Origin of the sequence: Streptomyces sp. NPDC057280, from assembly GCF_042668605.1 — a bacterium.
GTDB lineage: Bacteria > Actinomycetota > Actinomycetes > Streptomycetales > Streptomycetaceae > Streptomyces.
Genome location: NZ_JBHUYR010000002.1, coordinates 452343 through 472249 on the forward strand (window position 1 = coordinate 452343; position 19907 = coordinate 472249).

Here is a 19907-nt window from a genome sequence, read left to right on the forward strand (position 1 = left end):
GAGCCGTGCTGCGCAGAAAGGCCCGCCGCGGCCAGGGGGAGGGTGTCCATGACGGGCCGGACGACCCCCTCGACGCGGCCCAGGAACGTCGGGTGCGAGCCGTGCTCGCGCTCGGCGGCGTACCGCAGGCGGACCTGCCGGACGGGGTGCAGCAGGTCCGCCTGCGGTTGCTGGAGCGCGCGGCCAAGGGGTACGAGGCGCCGCGTGACGTCTCCGCGTGGGCGGCCGTCGTCGCCTCCAACCTCGCCATGGACTGGCACCGCGCCAAACGCCGGCAGGAGCGCATCGGCGAACGCCTCGCCTCCCTGCGCCAGTTGGAGCATCCCTCCGGCGAGGACACCAGCGTGCTCTCGCTCGCCGTCGCCCAGGGGCTGGACGAACTCCCCGACGCCCAGCGCCAGGTCCTCGTCCTGCGGTTCTACGCCGACCTGCCGGTCCGGGACATCGCCCAGGAACTCGGCGTCCCCGAGGGCACGGTCAAAAGCAGGCTGCACACGGCGGTCCGCGCGCTGCGCGCCCGTCTGCACGAGGACGAGGTGGTGTGACATGACCGCCGAACACCGGGATGCCGACGCGCTGATGGCCGCGCTCACCGGCGCACCCCTGCCCGACGACGCGGACGCAGACTTCCGCGCCGAACACCGGGCGGCCACCGATGACATCGCCCTGCTGCGCGAGCAACTCGGCCTCATCGGGGACACGTTGGCGAAGGAACCGGCCCCGGCTCCGCGACCGGCCCCCGTACGCCGTCCCTCACGCGTCCGCCACTGGGCTCCCCGCCTCGCCTTCGGCACCCTCGTGGTCGCCGCCGCGGCCTCCGTGGTCACCGGGCTCGGCTGGCTGATCGCGACGGGCGGCGGCGACAGCGCGGACGCCGGCAGCGCCACCTCCCAGAAGTCCCAGCTGGACACCGATGCCGCCCGCTTCGGCAGCCCGCACTACCTGGCCTGCACCCGGCTGGTCGTCGAGGGGAAGGTCGCCTCGGTCGAACGCCTCACGGACCAGGTGCAGTTGCGGATCACGGTGGACGTGGTCCGCTACTACAAGCAGGACATGAAGGGCCCCGAGCAGCTGACGTACGTCGTCGACGACACCTTCACCGACGGCCTGCACAAGGGCGACCCGGTGCTGTTCGGGGTGCTCCAGGGCGACGCCGTGCCCGACCACTGGGTGGTCGGCGCGAAGGAGGTCGCCCGCGAACGGGCCTGGGTCCAGGCGTCGTTGCCGGAGTCGCGCGGCCTGCCCTGTGCATGAGAAAGGGCGGGCGCCCCAACGGGACGCCCGCCCTGATCACCGTAGGAACGACTACGGCGTGACCTTCTCGATCTTCACGCTGCCGATGCCCGCGACCGTGCCGCGCGCGTTCACCAGCTGGACCTGGCCGAAGAACTCACGGCCCTCCGGAGCGGCCGCGGCGGCGGTGACGCTCGCGGCGACGTTCGTCGAGGCACCCGTGCCCAGCTTCACCGCGGCCGAGTCGTCGACCGTGACGGCGCCGAGCGCGGCGGAGAAGAACACGTCCTGGTAGTCGTACGCCGTGGTCCCGGCCGGGACCGAGTAGCCGACGACCTCGATGGTGTACGTCCCGGCGGCCGGGGAGGCGATCGAGACGGCCTCCTCCGAGTCGCCGTCGGCGGACTGGCCGACCTGCGTGCCCGCCGCGTCGTAGACCGTCAGGTCCAGGTCCGCGGAGGCGTCGGAGACGTTGCCGATGGCCACGTCGAGCGACTTGGCGCCCTCGGGCACCTCGACCGTGGTGGTCTGGGTGGCACCCTCGGCGATGGACGGACGGGCCGACTTGGCCGAGCCGAGCGGGCCGCCGACCAGCTTGCCGTCGAGGGCGGCGAAGTTGTTCGTCACCTTCCACGAGGCGGCGACCGGCGTGCCGACCTTGGCCTCGGGGACGGTCACGGTCTCCGGGTCGAAGGCCGCGCCGAGGACGGCGACGTCCAGCTTGTACGGGTTGTCGAGCAGCGGCGACGTACGGCGCGACTCGACCTCGATCTCCCAGACGCCGGCCTGCGGGTCCGCGTACGCCCGCGCGTCGGGCTTGCAGCCGTTGCCGTCGAGGTAGTTGTTGTAGCAGTACGGGGTGCCGGTGTTGTCGACCGGAGTGCCGTACGGGTGGATCGCGATGAACCGGGTCTGGCTCTTGCCCTTCAGCCCGCCGATCGCGACCTCGAGGGACTTGGCGCCCTCGGGGACGGTCACGAAGTAGGACTGTGAGCTGTTGCGCTGGACGGTGCTGGACGCCGAGTAGGTGTACTTCACCGGCGTCGAGACCACGACCGTGTTCAGGATCTGCTTGTCGACGCCCTCGGTGAACGGGTCGTCGACGTTCAGGATCACGCTCTTGATGCCGGCGGACGGCGCCTTGGCGACGATCTTCACGGTGACCGGCTTGTTCAGCTCCAGCTTGACCACCGAGGGGCCGGCGATGGAGAAGGTGCCGGAGGCGTTGTTCTCCAGGCTCAGCCGGTGCCAGATCGGCTTGGCGTCGCCGGTCGTACGGGTGATCGTGACGTCGTACGACTTCTTGACGCCGGCCTTCAGGCCGCCCTCACGGTCGTAGATGCCGGTGCCGAAGCCCGGCGTCTTCAGGAACTGGTCGATCGCGGTGTCGACCGGCGCCTTGACGGTGTACTCGTCGGCACTCGCGCCGTCCCGGATCGCGTCCCAGGCGTCGACGATGTCGATGCGGCCCGCGCCCTCCTCGTACGCCTGCACACCCTTGATGTGGTGGGCGGTCGAGGTCAGTGCCGTGCGCAGGGTCGCCGGGGTGAGGGCGATGTGCTTCTGCTTGGCGGCGGACAGCAGCAGCGCCGAGGCGCCCGCGGCCTGCGGGGAGGCCATCGAGGTGCCCTGGAGCATCGAGTAGCCGGCCGGCAGCGTGTAGCCCGACTCGGCGACCGGGGAGCCCGGCAGCCAGGTCTGGGTGGTGTTGATCGAGGCACCCGGGGCGACGAGCGTCGGGGTGAAGCCGCCGTCCTCACGCGGGCCGCGCGAGGAGAAGGGCAGCAGCGCGTACGGCTTCGTCACGGCGGAGCCGTAGTTGGACGCCCAGGTCTCCTTGGAGATGGCGGCGCCGACCGAGATCACCTTGTCGGCGAGGCCCGGGTCACCGATGGTGTTGGCACCGGGGCCGGAGTTGCCCGCGGAGATCACGAGCTGCACACCGTAGGTGTCGATGAGGCGCGTGTAGAGCTCGGCGCGCGCGTTGTTGCCGTCGTTCAGCGCCGGCAGGCCGCCGATCGACATGTTGACGATGTCGACACCGCGCTTGGTGACGAGGTCGATCATGCCCTCGGTGAGCGCGATGTTGGTGCAGCCGCCGGTCCAGGTGCAGGCACGGGAGGAGACGATCTTCGCGCCCGGGGCCGCGCCGTTCATCTTGCCGCCGAACAGGCCGTTGGCGGAGGTGATGCCGGCGACGTGGGTGCCGTGCTCGGACTCGATGACGCCGATGTTGACGTAGTCGGACTTGTCACCGGCGGCGTTGAAGACGACGTCCTTGCGGATCTCGACGACGAACGGCTGGCGCTCGACGACGTCCGTGGACGGGTCGTCGGTACCGAAGTAGCCGATCTGGAAGCCGTCCTTGTACGGCTTCATCGCCGTGTCGTCGGAGAAGTCGTGGTTGTTGTTCAGGTCGACCCGGACCGTGCCGGCGGCGGCGTCGTAGAGCACGCCCCAGACGTCGGTGGTGTCGCCGTCGCGGTTGGCGTCGCCCTTGGCGTCACCGCCGGTGGTGGCCGCCTCGCGGAACAGGTTGAACTGGTAGGAGCCCGCCGGGGCCTGCCAGGTGGCGCCCGCGATGGTGAAGGTCGGGCCGCTGACCGGGTTGTTCATCCGCCGCCAGGTGGCGTCCTGGTCGTTGACCGGGTCGGTCGCCGTCACCCAGTCGACGATCTTGCGCTCGCCCGTGGTGGTCTTCTGGAGCGCCGGGTGACCGAGGTCGACACCGGAGTCCAGGATGCCGATGGTGACGCCGCGGCCGTCCGCCTTCGGGTGGTCCTGCACGAACTCGACGGCGCCCGTCTCGAAGGACGGGTTGTACGGGTTCACGGCCGGGGTCTTCTTGTCCGGCGCCGGGTACGTCTTGGTCGTCGCGGCTGAGGCGGCGCCCTTGGCGGTGTCGGCGGCCGGCGTCGGGTCGTCGAGCGCGATCTCCTGGCGCAGGTCGATGCCGTGCACGGAGGAGAGCTTGGCGGCGGCCGCGATGGCGGAGTCCGCCTTGGCGGTCGGCACGGTGGCGCGGACGTAACCGAGCTTGTCGTAGGTCTTGCCCACGAGGCCGCCCTTGACCGCGTCCAGCTCCGCGGCGACCTGCTCGGTCTTGCCGGGGGCGGTGGCGACCATCAGCGTGACGTTCTTGTCGCCGGCGGCCTTGGCCTCGGCGAGGAGCTCCGCGTCGTCCGAACCGAGCTTCTCGGCGGCGGACTTGACGCCCGGGTCGGCCGCGGCGGAGGTGTCGGAGTCGGCCGAGAAGGCCATGGGTATGGGCCCGGCCGCGGAGAGCGCGGCCACCAGACCGGCGGCCACGGCTATGCGCACCACGCGTCTCGCGCTGCCCGACATCGGATCGCGCTGGGGGGTGTGGGTCATCGGCATCCCTTGTAGGTAAAGGAACGTGCGGATGCGGCCGGGCCGATCGGTCCTGACCGCGAAGGTCCGGAAATGCGACCCGGACGATCGCACAGCTTTACGCATGGGAAGGATGTTTAGGGAGAGTTGACCGAATCGATATGGGCGGATGGGGAAAACCCGCGATCCCCTTTAGGGAGATGGGTGAGAAAAGGGGCGAACCGCCCGCCGTTGTCCAGCGTTTTCTCAGGCTTCTCTGGTACGCGCGTAATGCCGCGACGCCTTCGCCCGGTTCCCGCACGCCGCCATCGAGCACCAGCGGCGCGTCCCGTTCCGTGAGGTGTCGAAGAAGTGCAGGATGCACGCCTCGTGGGCGCAGCCTCGGATGCGGTCGGGGGCGGTGGCGAGGAGCTGAAGGTAGTTGCGGGCGGCGAGCCAGGCGGGCCCCCACGCGGGGTCGCGGAATTCCGGGGCCTCGCCGGGTCCTTCGGCGGTGAGGGTGGCCCGGATGCGGCCGTGATCGAGTACGGCGTCCAGGGGTGCCGTCTCGCCCCCGTCGACGGCCTTCCGCAGCGCGTCCCGCGCCTGGAGGGTGTGCCGCAGGGTCGGCGCGTCGGCCGCGAACCGTCCGTCGAGCGCGTTGGCCGCCAGCCATACGGCGAGCCCGTCGCCGTCCCGGAGCAGGTCCTGGACGGCGCCTTCCCGCATCCACCGCGTGTTGAGCAGGTCGAGGGCGAGGGGCTCGCCGGTGAGGGGGCGCGGGTCGGCTGACATGTGGGGGCTCCTTCGCTGCTAACCGCTCAAGAGTACGTGAGGGGTTGCGGCGACCGCATCTAACCTTTAACTTACTTTATAGAGGTTAGCCATGAGGGCGGCCGTCTTCCCTGGGGAGAGTCATGACCTTGCGCACCGGCCACGTCGGCCTGAACGTCACCGACCTCGACCGCTCGCTCGCCTTCTACCGGGACGTCCTGGGCTTCACGCTGATCGGCGAGGGCAAGGAGGAGGGCCGCCGGTACGCGTTCCTGGGCGACGGCTCGGCCCTCGTCCTCACGCTCTGGCAGCAGGCGGCCGACGGCTTCGCGGGCGACCGCGCCGGCCTGCACCACCTCGCCTTCGAGGCGGACTCGATCGAGCGGGTGCGGGAGTACGAGGCGGCCCTGCGGTCGTATGACGTGGACTTCGCCTACGAGGGGGTCGTCGCCCACCGCGAGGGCGCGGCGTCCGGCGGCATCTTCTTCCATGACCCGGACGGGACCCGGCTGGAGATCTCGGTGCCGAGCGGCGCCGAGGGCGCGCCGGCGCCGGTGGAGTCGGCTCCGACCTGCGGGTTCTTCTAGACATGGGCACGTATCACGCGGGTTCGCGGGCCGTGCAGGACCGGGTGGGGGTGCGGGAGCGGGCGGACCATGTGGGCGCCTCGATCGGCGGGGGCATCAAGCCGGTCGCCGCCGCGTTCCTCGGCTTGCAGCCGTTGCTGGTCGTGGGTGCCGCGGACCCGTCGACGGGCGAGGTCTGGGCGTCCGCGCTGCACGGACCGCCGGGATTCGTACGGGCGACCGGCCCCCACCGGATGTCGGTGACAGGAGGGGTGGCAGCCGCGGACCCGCTCGCCCCGGCCCTCACCACCGACGGCACCCTGGTGGGCACGATCGCCCTCGACCCCCGCACCCGCCGCCGGATGCGCCTCAACGGCCGGCTGCGGCCCACGGAGCGGGGTTTCGTGGTGACGGCGGAACAGGTCTTCGCCAACTGCCCGAAGTATCTGCAGAAGAGGGAGTCGTACGAGGTGGTGCCCGACCGGACGGGGGACGAAGCCCGGCACGGTTCCGAACTCACTCCTTCCCAGGCGGAGTTCATCATCGCGTCCGACACCTTCTTCCTGGCGACCGTCCACCCGGGCGGCGCCGACGCCAGCCACCGAGGCGGCAACCCCGGCTTCGTGCACGTCGCCTCACCGCGCGAGCTCGGCTGGCGGGACTACCCGGGCAACTCGATGTTCCTCTCCCTGGGGAACCTCGACGCCGACCCCAGGGCGGGCCTGCTGTTCCTGGACTGGACGAGCGGCACGACCCTCCAGCTCACCGGCGAGGCCCGGACGGAGTTCACGGGCACCGAACGCCGGGTCCGCTTCACCGTCACGCAGGCCGTCGAACGGCCCTCGGCGATCCCGCTGCGCTGGTCGGCCCCCGAATACTCACCGGCCAATCCGGACCCGGCGGGCTAACTTCCCTGTATGCGCAAGAAGTTGAGGGTGGCGGCCTACGCCATATGCGTCCGTGACGACCAGATCCTCCTCGCCCGCTGGATCGACGACGACGGCAAGCCGGAGTGGACCCTGCCGGGCGGCGGGACGGAGCACGGGGAGGATCCGTACGACACGGTGCTGCGGGAGGTGGAGGAGGAGACCGGGTATCTGGTCGAGATCACCGGCCTGCTCGGTGTGAACTCCTTCCGCCACCCCATCCCCCGCGGCCTCGGCCAGGACATCGACCAGCACCAGGTACGGCTCGTCTACGAGGCCCGCGTCACCGGCGGCGAGCTCCGCCACGAGATCGGCGGCTCCACGGACATGGCGGCCTGGCACCCCCTGACGGAGGTACCCGCCCTGAACCGGGTCGGCCTGGTGGACGCGGGGCTCGCGCTGTGGCGGGAGCGGCCGGTGACGGGACGGCTGTAGACCCCTCCAGTACCCCGCGAGATGAACACGGGACGGCTGTAGACCCCTCCAGTACCCCGCGAGATGAACAGGGCGTGACCATCACCCCGTCCACAGGCGAGCCCTCGTAGACGGCCAGGGTCCCCCAAGATCCACGTACGGTGATCGGTGTCGGTCGTTGCCGTCTCGTTCACGTACAGGTCATTCCCGGTGCCAACGATCCAGAGCGAGCGGGGAATTCGCGGCAGCGAGCGACCCGCGACCACTGCCGACGCGTTCGCACTCGGGGAGATCGCGCCATGTCGCGCATACGCTCTGTCGCCACCTCCGCCCTGGCGGTCAACCGCCGTACCGTCCTCGCCGCCACCGGCGCCGCAGCCGTCTCCGCCGGCGTCGGTTACGCCCTGCGGCCCACCGACAGCCAGGCCGCCACCACCACGCCCGATGCCGGCACCCCGGCGGAGGCGCCGGTCGCCCAGTCCCGGCGGGCCCCGGCGGCCGCCCCCCTCGCGCCCTACACCCGCGGCACCACGCTCGCCACCGTCGCCGCCCCGCGCACCTCCTCCGGCTTCCGCCGCCTCGGTGACGGCCCCGGCTGGGCGCGGGTCGTGCGCGGCGACCTCGCCGCCGCGAAGTCCGGCCGGGCCGGCCGCCGTACCGCGCTGGCCGCGTTCGTGCAGCTCACCGACATGCACATCATCGACGCCCAGCACCCGATGCGCCTGGAGTACCTGCGCTCGACCGACGTGCACGCCTGGCGCCCCCAGGAGGCGCTGACCGTGCACGGCGCGATCGCCCTCGTGGAGCGGATCAACGCCCTGCGGGGCGCCCCCGTCACCGGCGCCCCGCTGCACTTCGCGATGACCACCGGCGACAACACCGACAACAACGCCAAGACCGAGCTGGAGTGGTTCCTGACGGTGATGAGCGGCGGCCGGATCAGCCCCAACTCCGGTGACCCGCGGCACTACGAGGGCGTCATGAACAGCGGCATCGCGCAGTACTGGCAGCCCGACGCCACCGTCCGCGACGCCGACAAGCAGCGCGGCTTCCCGCACCTCGCCGGCTTCCTCGCCGCCGCGATCCGCGAGCTCAACAGCCCGGGTCTGAACCTGCCCTGGTACTCCACGGTCGGCAACCACGACGCCATGCCGCTCGGCTGCTACGGCTCCCACGCCGACCCCTGGCTCACCGAGTACGCGATGGGCGGCAAGAAGCTCATGAGCCTGCCGGCCGCCGAGGCGAAGAAGCTCCAGGACGCCATCAAGACGGCCAAGGACCCCAAGGGCGCCGGCTTCCGCGAGCTGCTCAAGGCGCACGCCCGTGACATGCGCTCGGTCACGCCGGACGAGGCGCGGGCGCCGTACACGCCGACCGAGTACCTCAAGGCCCACCTCGACCCGGCCCACCGCGGCCTCGGCCCCGTGGGCCACGGCTACTCCACCGCCAACCTCGACGCGGGCACCCAGTACTACTCCTTCCGCATCGCCGACGACGTCATCGGCATCAGCCTCGACACCACCGACGCCGGCGGCCACTACGAAGGGTCCGTGGGGACCGCCCAGCTGAAGTGGCTGGAGAAGACCCTGAAGGACAACAAGGACTCGTACGCGATCGTCTTCAGCCACCACACCAGCAAGTCGATGGACAACACCCGCCCCGACCCGGCCCGCCCCGGCGAGCGCCGCCACAGCGGTGCCGAGGTCGTGTCCCTGCTGTCCCGGCAGCGCAATGTGCTGGCGTGGGTGAACGGCCACATCCACCGCAACGACATCACCGCGCACAGCGGCTCCGGCGGCGGCCACGGCTTCTGGGAGATCTCCACCGCCTCCCACGTCGACTATCCCCAACTCGCCCGCGTCATCGAGCTGGTGGACAACAAGGACGGCACGCTCTCCCTGTTCACCACCTGCGTCGAGTCCTCCGCGCCGCACCGCACCGACTTCGCCGACCTCTCCCAGACCGGCCTCGCGGCGCTGTACCGCGAGCTGTCCTTCAACGCCCCGGGCGCCGGCACCACGCTGGGCGGCGCGGCGCGGGACCGCAACACGGAGCTGGTGCTGAAGAAGGGCTGAAACCCGCTCAACCGCAGCACCCCTCTCAACCACGGATGATTCACCCGTGTCTCCTTCCCCGACCAGCAGCAGAAGGCCGGAAGGGGAAGAGCATGAGGACCGTACGGACGACTCTCGTGGCGGTGACGGCGGTGGTGCTGTCGGCGGCACTGGCGGCACCCGCGTTCGCCGCCCCGAGAGGCCGCGGCGACCACGCGGCGACCCGCGAGGCGATCGAGGCCGCGGTGAAGGACGGTGTGCCCGGCGTGACGGTCACGGCGGGCAACTGGTCGGCGACCGCCGGCGTCGGCAACCTGCGCACCGGCGCGCCCCGTTCGGTCGACGACCGCTACCGCATCGGCAGCATCACCAAGACCTTCGTGTCGACGGTGCTGCTCCAGCTGGAGGCCGAGGGTCGGCTGTCGCTGGACGACACGGTGGACACGTGGCTGCCGGGCGTGGTGCGGGGGAACGGCCACGACGGCAGCAAGATCACCCTCCGGCAACTCCTCAACCACACCAGCGGCATCTACAACTACACCGAGGACAAGGCGTTCGTCCGGACGTACTTCACGGCGGACGGCTTCTTCGAGCACCGCTACGACACCAGGTCGCCGCGGGACCTGGTGGCGATCGCCATGACCCACGAGCCGGAGTTCACACCGGGCGCGAAGTGGCAGTACTCCAACACCAACTACATTCTCGCGGGCATGGTGATCGAGAAGGTGACGGGAGCGCCGTACGGCGAAGAGATCCGGCGGCGGATCATCGCGCCCCTCGGTCTGCACGCCACCTCCGTCCCCGGCACCCGCGCCACCGTCCCGCAGCCCAGCAGCCGCGCCTACTCCAAGCTCGCGGAGACGACGACGGGACCGACGTACGACGTCACGAAGCTCAACCCGTCCCTCGCGGGCTCCGCGGGCGAGATGATCTCCGACTCCAAGGACCTCAACCGCTTCTACGCGGCCTTGCTGAAGGGGCGGCTGCTGCCGCCGGAGCAGCTGAAGGAGATGAAGACGACCGTGCCGACCGGCGGACCCGGCCAGTACGGTCTGGGCATCGCGGGTGTCCCCCTCAGCTGCGGCCTGCGCGTCTGGGGTCACGACGGCGGCATCCACGGGTCCCAGACAGTGGCGCTGACCAGCGGCGACGGCCGGCATTCCGTCGCCTTCAACTTCAACGGCGACTGGTCGGGGGACGCGGTCGCGGTGGCCGAGGCGGAGTTCTGCGGAGAGTAGCTGCGCCGACCCGGATACGAAGCACTGCGTTCATCCGGGCGTAACGTCCGTACCGCCTCATATCGGCTAACCCGCAGTTCACGGGGATGGCTCGATCTGAGTGCAAGGCGGGTGGTCGTGTGCGTACGGGACACGGACTGCGAGTGTTGTCGGTCTACGAGGGGTTCTTCTCCGGCGGTGCCCGGATCGTGCACACCGATGTGGTGCTGGGCCTGGTGGAGGGCGGCCAGCAGCACCAGGTGCTCAGTGTGCACGCGGAGGTGTACCGGGAGGCCACCCGCCAGCGGATGCAGGACGACGCGTGCCATCGCGCGCTGACCTCCGCGGGCGTGGGGGTCAGCGCACTCGACCGCAGGCAGGGCGATCCGGCCGCCTTCACCGGGCCGGACCTGGCCGAAACGGCGAGGGCGATGGCGGCGGCCGACGTCATCCTGTCCCTCAAGGAACAGCCGCTGGCCCTGCTGAACCAGTCCGGCCTGCCGCGCCGCCCGGTCGTGGTCTGCCTGCACCGCTCGGACCCGCAGAACCAGGGCGAGGCGCTGGACGCGCTGAAGGCGGCCATCGCCGACGGCACGGTCGCGGCCGCCGTCTGCTGCGCGGAGTCGACCAGAGCGGCGTACCAGGCGGCGGGCATCCCCGCCGAGCTCCTGCACGTCATCCCCAATGGCGTCGACCTGCTCCGCTTCCGCCCGGACGCGGCCCGCCGCCGGGCGCTCCGCGAGGACCTGCGCATCCCGGCGTCGGCCCCCGTGGTCGTGTTCGCCGCCCGCTACGACGCGATGAAGAACGTCCCGCTGTTCCTGCGGGCGGCGAAGGAGTGGCTGGACCGGGAGCCGGCCGGGCACGTCCTGATGTGCGGGGCGGGCATGACACCGGCCAACGCGGACCTGGTGGCGGAGCTGGACTCGCTGGACCGTGCCCGTCTGCATCTGCTGGGCGTGCGCCGGGACATGGAGACGGTGTACGCGGCCTCGGACGTGGTCGCCCTGACCTCCGCGTGGGGCGAGGCGGCCCCGCTCTGCCTCATCGAGGGCATGATGTGCGGCGCGGTACCGGTGACGACGGACGTCGGCGACAGCGCGGCGATCGTGGCGAGCCACGGCTTCGTGACCCCGCCGGACCCGACGGCGATCGCCGCGGCCTGGACGGAGGCGGTGGCCGCACGCCCGGATCTGGCGGGCGCCCTCGCGGCGAGCCGCGAACGCTTCAGCCGTACGAGGATGATCGCGTCGTACGCGGCCCTGCTGGACGGCATCCACACGGCCGCGACCCCCCGCCGGAGCCTCCCGGAGCCGCTGTGAGCGGGGCCGGCGAAGCCGGACGCGGCGGCGTTCCGGTCGTGACGCTTGTCAGTGGGCTCCGCTTGGATGGGGGCATGTCCGTTCACGCCCTGATCAGCCGCCTGCCCGCGATACCGGTCCTCCGCGACCGCTCCCGGGCCCTGGCCGTGCTCGACGCCGTCCTGTCTCCCGACTGGGAGGACCGGTACTTCTCCTACGCCGCCCGCTGGTCGCCCACCGAGGAGATGGCGTCGATGCGGGACGGCAGCGGCAACGAGTACGCGATCGTGTTCTCGCCGGCCGGCGCCTACGCCCGCGGCTTCGACCACGAGTCGCCGATGAGCCCCTACGCGAGGGAGGACCACGAGCCCTGGCCCGGCCTCTTCGACGGGCTCCCCGAGGTGTTCCGGCCGTATGTCACCGAGCCGTCCTTCACCGACGAGAACGGGACCCCGCTGGCCACGGTGTGCTTCTGGCGGGAGGCGGCCGACACCGCCTGGCGCGCGGGCGCGGTCGAGGCGGCCGAGGAGGACGACGGCAGCGCCGAGTGGCTCTTCGAAGTGCTGCTCGACGGACGGCCCGAGGGATACCGGGAGTTCGCCGAGGAGTACTACGAGACCGAGGTGGACCTCGACGCCGTACGCCATGTCTGGGAGCTGCGTCCGCTGACCCAGGCCGTGGTCTCCCGGCTGAACCCGGCCCTGTCCCTGGGCGACCTGGAAAAGGAGCTGTCCCTGATCGGTTACCCGGCGTCCTGATCCGCGCGCACGAGGAGGGGCCGCCCGGTCCCCTCCGCCCGGCGGCCCCTCCTCTCCCCTCCTGGTCCTGCCCCGGTCCGTCACTACCGGGGCAGCACCACGACATACGCGGCCGGATCGCGGTCGCCGGACGCCATCAGGGCCGTACGGACCACGGCCGCCTGCTGTTCCATCGACTCGCGGAGCTTCTTCGGGGTGATGTGGACGACCGTGATGCCGAGGCGCTCCAGGTGCTCGCGCTTGCGGGCGTACTCCGACCACAGCGCATCTTCGTCCTGGCGCGGGGCACGGGTGTCCAGTTCGACGGCGACCGCCTGCTCGGGCCAGTACGCGTCCAGGCCGCCGAGGTGCGGGCCGCCGGGCAGGCGCAGGTCGACGTTCCACACCGGGTCCGGCAGGCCGTGTTCGCGGACCATGCGGTAGAGGCGGTCCTCCGCGATCGCCCGGCCCTCGGCGAGCAGGGAGTCCACCGCGTCCACCACGTGCGGGCGGGACAGCAGCTTCGCCGCGTTCAACTCCCGTACCACCGCCGCCGGTTCGCAGTGACCGCCGCGGACGGCCTCGGTGAGCAGCCGGCGTACCGCGCCCGCGTCCGTCAGTTCCGACACCGCGTCCGCCAGCGCCCGCGGCACCGGCGCCACCGGGACGCCCGTCACCTGCTGCGGGGTGGGCAGGGACGCCGTACGGACGATCCGCGCGCTGCCCGTCGAGCGCAGCCGGCGCAGCCTCGGCACCAGCACGTCGATCTTGTCGACGGACATCAGCGGCGGCGAGGACGTGAACCCGTGCAGGGTCAGGGCCGCGAGGCCGGTCAGCATGGCCTCCGTGTACGTCGGGGCGTGCGCCTCCTCCGCGCCGGGCTGCGCCGGGACCCCCGCCGGGCGCTCCTTCGCCGCGTACATCAGGACCGCGTGCAGCCGCTCCTCGCTGGTCGGCGGGCCGGGGTGGAGCAGGATCACGCCCGGGAGGATCTGCTGCCAGGGGCCGCCGGGGCGGCACTGCTCGTTCACGTCGGCCGGCGAGACGCCGTGCGTGCGCAGCTGCGCCGTCGTCATCACCCGGCGGTGCACCTCCGAGAGGTGGCGGACCGGGCGGGGGGAGAGCGGGGGGACCGGGGTGTTGTGGTTCATGCAGCGGGGATTCCCGCCGCCGGACCGGCCTCTAACCGCTGTTACGTGCCTGTCGATAAATGCGGACAACACGGTACTAAAGGACGGGTGTTCGGATGCCGAGTAGGCGGCGAAAACCCCTGGTCCGAACGGGGTGGACCAGGGGTTACGGCCGTTATTGACTGAACTTCGTAACGGCTACCTACCGCCCAAGCTCAGGGCAGAGCTCGGGCGTCGAAGAGCGGATGGTCAGCCCGCCTTCGCGTCGCACGCCTGCCCCCGCAGCGCCCGCGCCAGGTCGTCCCGCGCCTCCAGGACCAGCCGGCGCAGCGCCGGCGGCGCGTCCTCGTGGGCCGCCAGCCACGCGTCCGTCGCGTCGAGCGTGCCGGGGGAGTCCTGGAGCGAGGGGAACAGGCCCCGCACCACGTCCATCCCGATCTGGATCGACCGGTCCGCCCACACCCGCTCGATCGCCGCGAAGTACTTCTCCGCGTACGGCGCCAGCAACTCCCGCTGCGAGGCCTGGTTCCAGCCCCCGATCGTCGCCTCCACCAGCGCGTTCGACAGCGCGTCCGACTCCACCACCTGCGCCCACGCCTGCGCCTTCACCGCCGCCGACGGCCGCGAGGCCAGGCAGCGGACCTGGTGGCGCTTGCCGGACGCGGTGTCGTCGCGGGCCAGCTCGGCCGCCAGCACCTCCTCGTCCGCGATCCCGTGCGCGGCCAGCGGACCGAGGAACGCCCAGCGCAGCTCCTGGTCCACCGTCAGGCCGTCGATCTTCGCCGACCCCTCCAGCAGGCCCTGGAGCAACTGCAGATCGGCCTCGCCGGACGCCGCGGACGCGAAGAACCGCGCCCACGCCAGCTGGTGCTCGCTGCCCGGCTCGGCCAGCCGCAGCTCCTTCAGCGCCCCCTCGGCGAGCAGCCGCTCGCCCGTCGCACGCCACTCCGGCGCCACGTAGTGGACCAGCGACGAGTGCGCCCACGCGTGGAGCATCTGGAGCACGCCGATGTCCGACTCGCGGCCCGCGAAGCGCAGCACCAGGTCCACGAAGTCGCGGGCCGGCAGCAGCGCGTCCCGCGTCATGTTCCACAGCGCGGACCAGCACAGGGCGCGGGCGAGCGGGTCCGTCAGATCGCCCAGGTGCGCCTTCAGCGTCTCCAGCGAGCCCGTGTCGAACCGCGTCTTGCAGTACGTCAGGTCGTCGTCGTTGACCAGCACCAGCTCCGGCGCCTCGGCGCCCACCAGCTCCGGCACGACCGTACGCGGCCCGTCGACGTCCACCTCCACGCGCGCGTACCGCTCGACGGCGCCGTCGGCGCCCTTGCGGTACAGGCCCACCGCGATCCGGTGCGGGCGCAGTTCGGGGTGCGACTCGGCGGCCTCCTGCAACACCGCCAGCTCGGTGATCCGGCCCTCGGAGCTCAACAGCACCTGCGGGGTGAGGGAGTTGACGCCGGCCGTCTGGAGCCAGGACCGCGACCAGGCCGCCATGTCCCGGCCGCTGGTCTCCTCGAGCACCGACAGCAGGTCGCCGAGGCGCGTGTTGCCGTACGCGTGCCGCTTGAAGTAGCGCCGCGCGCCTTCGAGGAACGCGTCCTGCCCGACGTACGCCACCAGCTGCTTGAGCACCGAGGCGCCCTTGGCGTAGGTGATGCCGTCGAAGTTGAGCTTGGCGTCCTGGAGGTCGCGGATGTCGGCGGTGATGGGGTGCGTGGAGGGCAGCTGGTCCGCGCGGTACGCCCACGCCTTGCGGCGGTTGGCGAAGGTGATCCAGGCGTCCTTGAAGCGGGTCGCGCCGACGTTGGCGAAGGTGCCCATGAAGTCCGCGAAGGACTCCTTCAGCCACAGGTCGTCCCACCACACCATGGTGACCAGGTCGCCGAACCACATGTGCGCCATCTCGTGCAGGACGACGTTGGCCCGGCCCTCGTAGGACGCCTGGGTCACCTTGCCGCGGAAGATGAACTCCTCGCGGAAGGTGACCAGTCCCGGGTTCTCCATCGCGCCGAGGTTGTACTCGGGCACGAACGCCTGGTCGTACTTCCCGAACGGGTACGGGTAGTCGAAGTGGTCGTGGAAGAAGTCCAGACCCTGCTTGGTGACGAGGAAGACGTCGTCGGAGTCGAAGTGCGGGGCGAGGCCCTTGCGGCACATCGCGCCGAGCGGGATCTGAAGCGTGCTGCCGTCGGCGAGGGTGCGGGAGTAGGAGTCGGTCACGTAGTGGTACGGACCGGCCACCACACAGGTGATGTACGTCGAGATGGGCTTCGTCTCCGCGAACCGCCACACGCCGTCCGCGCGCTCCCCGACGCCGTTGCTCCACACCGTCCACTCCTCGGGCGCCCGCACCTCGAAGCGGAACGGGGCCTTGAGGTCGGGCTGCTCGAAGTTCGCGAAGACGCGGCGGGAGTCGGCCGGCTCGTACTGCGTGTAGAGGTAGACCTCGCCGTCCTCGGGGTCGACGAAGCGGTGCAGGCCCTCGCCGGTGCGGGAGTAGGCGCACTGGGCGTCCACCACCAGCTCGTTCTCGGCGGCGAGGTCCTCCAGCGTGATACGGGAGCCATCGAAGACCTCGCCCGGGTCGAGATCACGGCCGTTGAGGGAGACGGAGGTCACACTCGGCGCGATCAGATCGGCGAAGCTGCCGGCACCCGGCTCGGCGCAGCGGAAGCGGATCGTGGTGACGGACCGGAAGGTGCGCGGGGACTCGTCGCCGTCCTCCACGGCCGAGCGCACGTCGAGGGACACGTCGTACCCGTCGACGGACAGCAGGGCGGCCCGCTCCCGGGCCTCGTCGCGGGACAGATTCTCACCGGGCACGGGCGGTACTCCCTGAAGTCGACAGCGGACGGTGTTCGGTATGTGGACAGCACCGATCCTGCCATGTGCCCCTGACGGGCGGGAGCAGGGAATGGCATGAGGACGGACGACGTTCTCGTCTTGAATCGAACACTTTCCTGAGGAGACGCATGTCCGAGACCGCGAGCACGTCCGCGAAGACCCCTGTCGACTTCTGGTTCGACCCGCTGTGCCCCTGGGCGTGGATGACCTCGCGGTGGGTGCTGGAGGTGGAGAAGGTCCGGGACATCGAGGTGCGCTGGCACATCATGAGCCTGGCCGTGCTCAACGAGGACAAGATCGACCAGCTGCCCGAGGAGTACCGGGAGATGCTGGCGACCAAGGCGTGGAAGCCGGTGCGCGTGGTGACCGCGGCCTGGCAGAAGCACGGCGCGGACGTCCTCGGCCCGCTCTACACCGCGCTCGGCACCCGCTTCCACAACAACGGCGAAGGCCCCACGGTGGAGGCCATAGCCGGTGCCCTGGCCGACGCCGGTCTGCCCGCCGACCTCATCGACTACGCCGACCAGGAGGACTTCGAGTTCGACGCCGAGCTGCGCGCCTCCCACAAGGAGGGCATCGAGAAGGTCGGCCAGGAGGTCGGCACCCCCGTCATCGCCGTCCCCGGCCCCGACGGCGAACAGATCGCCTTCTTCGGCCCGGTCGTCACCCCGGCCCCCAAGGGCGACGACGCGGCCCGCCTCTGGGACGGCACCCTGGCCGTCGCCTCGGTCCCCGGCTTCTACGAGATCAAGCGCACCCGGACCAAGGGCCCGGACTTCAGCAACCTGTAGAGGTCACTCCGCGGGCTCGGCGGCCGGGTTCCGGAACTCCTCCGGGAGCCGGCCGCCGTCGCGCTGGTGGTGCGCGGGCTGGTAGAAGCGGCAGCCCGCGGAGGTGCAGCGCCACAGGTCGGTCCTGCCGCGATGCCGCTCCTCGACCACCGTCCACTCCCGGCCCTCGAGCCTGCGGAACTTCCGGTCGTACTTCCTGCAGGTCGGGCAGTACTTCTTCTCGAAGAACATCGGGCCCTCCTCGGTTTCCCCGGACCCGTAGTACAGCGCGTACGCGTCGGACGCGTCCCCGAAATCGCCTGCTCCGCTTCAGCTCCGCGCCCGCGCCCGGGCCGCGTCCACCCGCGTCAGATGGTCGTCGTAGCCCTGCGCGTAGTACGCCGCCCGCCCGGGGTCCGGCTCCACGACCATCGTCGGCCGGGTCCACGCGCCGGTGTCCAGCGTGACCCCGTACCGCTCCGCCGCCGCCAACACCGCGCCCCGCGCGCCCACTTCGCCCTCCACCACCCGCAACGGGCGCCCCAGCACGTCCGCCAGCAGCCGCATCCACGCGGGGCTGCGGGTGCCGCCCCCGCACACGGCGAGCGCACCCGTCAGGCCCGCCGCCTCCAGACAGTGCCGGGCCGCGTAGCCGATGCCCTCACAGGTGGCCCGGACCATGTCGGCCGGGGTCGACTCCAGGGAGACGCCGCTGAGTTCGGCGCGCAGGCGGGGCTCCACGAAGGGGGCGCGTTCGCCGGAGGGCGCGAAGTAGGGGAGGACGTGGACGCCGTGCGCGCCGGGCGGGGTGTCGGCGAGGAGGGTGTCGACCTCGGCATGGGCGATGCGGGTCGTCGCCAGCACCCAGTCCAGGGCGGCCGTGCCGACCATCGCGGGCATCGCGCGCAGCCAGTGGCCGGGGCGGTCGGTGGAGATGTGCAGGCCGGCCGGTTCGCCGGTCAGGTCGAGGGCGGTCGTGGCGACGAGGGCGGCCAGACAGGTGCCGACGATCAGCAGGCCGTCGCCGGGTTCCGTGACACCGGCGCCGAGCGCGCAGGCCGCGAGGTCGTAGGGGCCGTTGGAGAGGCGGGTGCCGGCAGGCAGGCCCTCGCCCCGCGTCCGGCCCGTCGCCACCGGGTCGCTGACCGGGGCGAGCAGGTCCCGGCGGTGGGCCAGGCCGAGGAGTTCCACGACACGGTCGTCGTAGGCGCGGGTCCTCGGGTCCAGGAACGGCATCGACGCGTCCGACACGTCGGTCCTCGCGCGGGGCGCGCCGGTCAGCCGCTGGAACACCATGTCCTTGCAGTAGACGGCGGCCGCCGCCGCGTCCAGGGACTTCGGGTCGTGACGGTCCAGCCAGGCGAGCAGGGGGCCCGGACAGCCGGAGAACATGGCGCTGCCGGTGCGGCGGAAGACGGTCTCGAAGGTGCCGTCCGCGAGCCAGCCGTCGACGAGTTCGGCGGCCCGGCCGTCCATCCAGGAGACGGCGGGCCGGACGGGCCGCCCGTCCCGGTCCAGCAGCCACACCCCGTCCCCCTGGCCGGTGAGCCCGGCCAGCTCCACCGCCTCGCCGCTCACCTCCTCCAGGACGGCGACGACGGCCCCGTACACCTCGTCCATGTCCTGCTCGACCGCCCCGCCCCGCATACCGAGCCGCACCGACCGAGCGGCGACCTTGAGTTCACGCCCCTCCGCGTCGAAGGCGGCGGCTTTCACGGCGGACGTACCGACGTCGATCCCGACGTACATCGCAGCCCCTCTCAGGCGGTTCCCGCCGGGTCGTCGCCGCCCCTCGTCACGCAGACCTCGTAGCGGACCTTGTGTTCGTCCAGGTCGCGCAGCGCGTCCGGCGGTGCCCCGTCGTCGACCAGCAGCAGGTCGAAGCGGGAGAGGGGGGCGACGCGGTGCAGGGCGGCCCGGGTGAGTTTGGTGTGGTCGATCAGCAGGACGTTGCGGGCGGCCGAGTCGAGCATCGCCCGTTTCACCGACACGATGTGCTGCTCCTGGTGGTAGGCGTACCCCCCGTGCACGGCCGACGTGGACGCGAAGCAGACGTCCACCCGCAGCGACTGGATCGCCTCGACGCAGGAGACGCCGAGGAAGGAGGAGTGCAGGGGATCGTAGTCGCCGCCGAGGGCCATGAGGTGGATGCCGCGCTGGTCGGCGAGGAGGTTGAGGGCCTCCAGGAAGTTGGTGACGACCGTGAGCGGGGTGACCTCGCCGAGGCGGAGGCGGCGGGCCATCTCCAGGGTGGTGGTGGAGTCGTCCAGCATGATCGCCATGCCCGGCTCGACCAGGCCGAGCGCGTGCTCGGCTATGGCCGCCTTCTGCGCGCGCATGGCCTTCAGCCGGTACTGCACGTTCGACTCGAAGACCCCGGACGGCTGGGCCGTCACCCCGCCCCTGAACTTCCGTACGATGCCCTGCCGTTCGAGCTCGTCCAGGTCGCGGTGGATGGTCATCAGGCTGACCCCGAAGCGCGCGGCGAGCTCGGCCGCGGTCGCGGAACCGTCCGCGAGGACCTGCTCGGCCATGGCGGCCTGCCGGGCCGCGGGGCCCTGGGGCGCGTTGCGCGTGGAGCTCACGGAGTGATCCTTCGCCCGCCGAAGAT

The 19907-nt window shown here is 71.5% G+C and carries 17 protein-coding genes; 10 read left to right on the plus strand and 7 right to left on the minus strand.

All coding sequences use genetic code 11. The annotated features are described in order from the left end of the window. Window positions 1-5: 5 nt before the first annotated feature. Both ACFUO4_RS12650 and ACFUO4_RS12655 read left to right on the plus strand, forming a co-directional pair. Window positions 6-545: a sigma-70 family RNA polymerase sigma factor gene (locus ACFUO4_RS12650; RefSeq protein ID WP_059191817.1), complete on the plus strand. Its 540-nt coding sequence runs from the start codon at window positions 6-8 to the stop codon at window positions 543-545. A gap of 1 nt (window position 546) precedes the next feature. After that, on the plus strand, window positions 547-1254 hold the full coding sequence (locus tag ACFUO4_RS12655; RefSeq protein WP_383483282.1) for a hypothetical protein: 708 nt from the start codon (window positions 547-549) through the stop codon (window positions 1252-1254). Between the two features lie 51 nt (window positions 1255-1305). On the opposite strand, the gene ACFUO4_RS12660 is transcribed toward ACFUO4_RS12655, so the two are convergent. Both ACFUO4_RS12660 and ACFUO4_RS12665 read right to left on the minus strand, forming a co-directional pair. Next, complete coding sequence (locus tag ACFUO4_RS12660) at window positions 1306-4605, minus strand: S8 family serine peptidase (RefSeq protein ID WP_383483284.1); 3300 nt, start codon at window positions 4603-4605, stop codon at window positions 1306-1308. 225 nt (window positions 4606-4830) lie between these two features. Further along, entirely contained in the window at window positions 4831-5358 is a 528-nt protein-coding gene (locus tag ACFUO4_RS12665; protein ID WP_079308469.1) for a CGNR zinc finger domain-containing protein, read from the minus strand. Window positions 5359-5480: 122 nt separating this feature from the next. Here ACFUO4_RS12665 and ACFUO4_RS12670 point away from each other — a divergent pair, with 122 nt between their 5' ends. The 7 genes from ACFUO4_RS12670 to ACFUO4_RS12700 all read left to right on the plus strand — a co-directional run bounded on the left by ACFUO4_RS12670 (window position 5481) and on the right by ACFUO4_RS12700 (window position 12573). Then, window positions 5481-5924, plus strand: coding sequence for a VOC family protein (locus tag ACFUO4_RS12670; RefSeq protein ID WP_383483288.1), 444 nt, complete (start codon window positions 5481-5483; stop codon window positions 5922-5924). A 2-nt stretch (window positions 5925-5926) separates the two neighbouring features. Beyond that, window positions 5927-6811, plus strand: a complete 885-nt coding sequence (locus tag ACFUO4_RS12675; RefSeq protein ID WP_383483291.1) for a pyridoxamine 5'-phosphate oxidase family protein — start codon at window positions 5927-5929, stop codon at window positions 6809-6811. Window positions 6812-6820: 9 nt separating this feature from the next. Then, window positions 6821-7264 carry an NUDIX hydrolase gene (locus ACFUO4_RS12680; RefSeq protein WP_079308471.1) on the plus strand — a complete coding sequence of 148 codons (444 nt, stop codon included), beginning with the start codon at window positions 6821-6823 and terminating at the stop codon, window positions 7262-7264. 278 nt (window positions 7265-7542) lie between these two features. Then, entirely contained in the window at window positions 7543-9318 is a 1776-nt protein-coding gene (locus ACFUO4_RS12685) for a TIGR03767 family metallophosphoesterase (RefSeq protein ID WP_383483295.1), read from the plus strand. A gap of 92 nt (window positions 9319-9410) precedes the next feature. After that, a complete protein-coding gene (locus tag ACFUO4_RS12690) occupies window positions 9411-10535 on the plus strand; it encodes a serine hydrolase domain-containing protein (RefSeq protein WP_383483298.1) in 1125 nt (374 codons plus the stop codon). A 143-nt stretch (window positions 10536-10678) separates the two neighbouring features. Next, window positions 10679-11836 carry a glycosyltransferase gene (locus ACFUO4_RS12695; RefSeq protein WP_383485631.1) on the plus strand — a complete coding sequence of 386 codons (1158 nt, stop codon included), beginning with the start codon at window positions 10679-10681 and terminating at the stop codon, window positions 11834-11836. Between the two features lie 74 nt (window positions 11837-11910). Continuing rightward, the gene (locus ACFUO4_RS12700; RefSeq protein WP_383483301.1) at window positions 11911-12573 is read left to right on the plus strand and encodes a hypothetical protein; all 663 of its coding nucleotides are present in this window, start codon (window positions 11911-11913) and stop codon (window positions 12571-12573) included. Window positions 12574-12656: 83 nt separating this feature from the next. On the opposite strand, the gene ACFUO4_RS12705 is transcribed toward ACFUO4_RS12700, so the two are convergent. Both ACFUO4_RS12705 and pepN read right to left on the minus strand, forming a co-directional pair. Further along, window positions 12657-13703 (minus strand): hypothetical protein, encoded by a 1047-nt coding sequence (locus ACFUO4_RS12705; RefSeq protein ID WP_383483304.1) that lies wholly within the window; start codon window positions 13701-13703, stop codon window positions 12657-12659. 228 nt (window positions 13704-13931) lie between these two features. Continuing rightward, window positions 13932-16505 (minus strand): aminopeptidase N, encoded by a 2574-nt coding sequence (gene pepN, locus ACFUO4_RS12710; protein ID WP_383483307.1) that lies wholly within the window; start codon window positions 16503-16505, stop codon window positions 13932-13934. A gap of 149 nt (window positions 16506-16654) precedes the next feature. Between pepN and ACFUO4_RS12715 the strand changes: the two genes are divergently transcribed. Then, window positions 16655-17317, plus strand: coding sequence for a DsbA family protein (locus ACFUO4_RS12715; RefSeq protein WP_079308476.1), 663 nt, complete (start codon window positions 16655-16657; stop codon window positions 17315-17317). A gap of 3 nt (window positions 17318-17320) precedes the next feature. On the opposite strand, the gene ACFUO4_RS12720 is transcribed toward ACFUO4_RS12715, so the two are convergent. The 3 genes from ACFUO4_RS12720 to ACFUO4_RS12730 all read right to left on the minus strand — a co-directional run bounded on the left by ACFUO4_RS12720 (window position 17321) and on the right by ACFUO4_RS12730 (window position 19830). Next, entirely contained in the window at window positions 17321-17548 is a 228-nt protein-coding gene (locus ACFUO4_RS12720; RefSeq protein ID WP_079308477.1) for a hypothetical protein, read from the minus strand. Window positions 17549-17626: 78 nt separating this feature from the next. Further along, entirely contained in the window at window positions 17627-19045 is a 1419-nt protein-coding gene (locus ACFUO4_RS12725) for an FGGY family carbohydrate kinase (RefSeq protein ID WP_383483312.1), read from the minus strand. 11 nt (window positions 19046-19056) lie between these two features. Beyond that, complete coding sequence (locus tag ACFUO4_RS12730) at window positions 19057-19830, minus strand: DeoR/GlpR family DNA-binding transcription regulator (RefSeq protein WP_383485634.1); 774 nt, start codon at window positions 19828-19830, stop codon at window positions 19057-19059. Window positions 19831-19907: the final 77 nt, after the last annotated feature.

Bases quoted from the DNA above. Each gene is read 5' to 3' on its own strand.
- ACFUO4_RS12655 (WP_383483282.1), top strand. From the start codon at position 547: ATGACCGCCGAACACCGGGATGCCGACGCGCTGATGGCCGCGCTCACC.
- ACFUO4_RS12660 (WP_383483284.1), bottom strand. From the start codon at position 4,605: ATGACCCACACCCCCCAGCGCGATCCGATGTCGGGCAGCGCGAGACGC.
- ACFUO4_RS12665 (WP_079308469.1), bottom strand. From the start codon at position 5,358: ATGTCAGCCGACCCGCGCCCCCTCACCGGCGAGCCCCTCGCCCTCGAC.
- ACFUO4_RS12670 (WP_383483288.1), top strand. From the start codon at position 5,481: ATGACCTTGCGCACCGGCCACGTCGGCCTGAACGTCACCGACCTCGAC.
- ACFUO4_RS12675 (WP_383483291.1), top strand. From the start codon at position 5,927: ATGGGCACGTATCACGCGGGTTCGCGGGCCGTGCAGGACCGGGTGGGG.
- ACFUO4_RS12680 (WP_079308471.1), top strand. From the start codon at position 6,821: ATGCGCAAGAAGTTGAGGGTGGCGGCCTACGCCATATGCGTCCGTGAC.
- ACFUO4_RS12685 (WP_383483295.1), top strand. From the start codon at position 7,543: ATGTCGCGCATACGCTCTGTCGCCACCTCCGCCCTGGCGGTCAACCGC.
- ACFUO4_RS12690 (WP_383483298.1), top strand. From the start codon at position 9,411: ATGAGGACCGTACGGACGACTCTCGTGGCGGTGACGGCGGTGGTGCTG.
- ACFUO4_RS12700 (WP_383483301.1), top strand. From the start codon at position 11,911: ATGTCCGTTCACGCCCTGATCAGCCGCCTGCCCGCGATACCGGTCCTC.
- ACFUO4_RS12705 (WP_383483304.1), bottom strand. From the start codon at position 13,703: ATGAACCACAACACCCCGGTCCCCCCGCTCTCCCCCCGCCCGGTCCGC.
- ACFUO4_RS12715 (WP_079308476.1), top strand. From the start codon at position 16,655: ATGTCCGAGACCGCGAGCACGTCCGCGAAGACCCCTGTCGACTTCTGG.
- ACFUO4_RS12720 (WP_079308477.1), bottom strand. From the start codon at position 17,548: ATGTTCTTCGAGAAGAAGTACTGCCCGACCTGCAGGAAGTACGACCGG.
- ACFUO4_RS12725 (WP_383483312.1), bottom strand. From the start codon at position 19,045: ATGTACGTCGGGATCGACGTCGGTACGTCCGCCGTGAAAGCCGCCGCC.
- ACFUO4_RS12730 (WP_383485634.1), bottom strand. From the start codon at position 19,830: ATGGCCGAGCAGGTCCTCGCGGACGGTTCCGCGACCGCGGCCGAGCTC.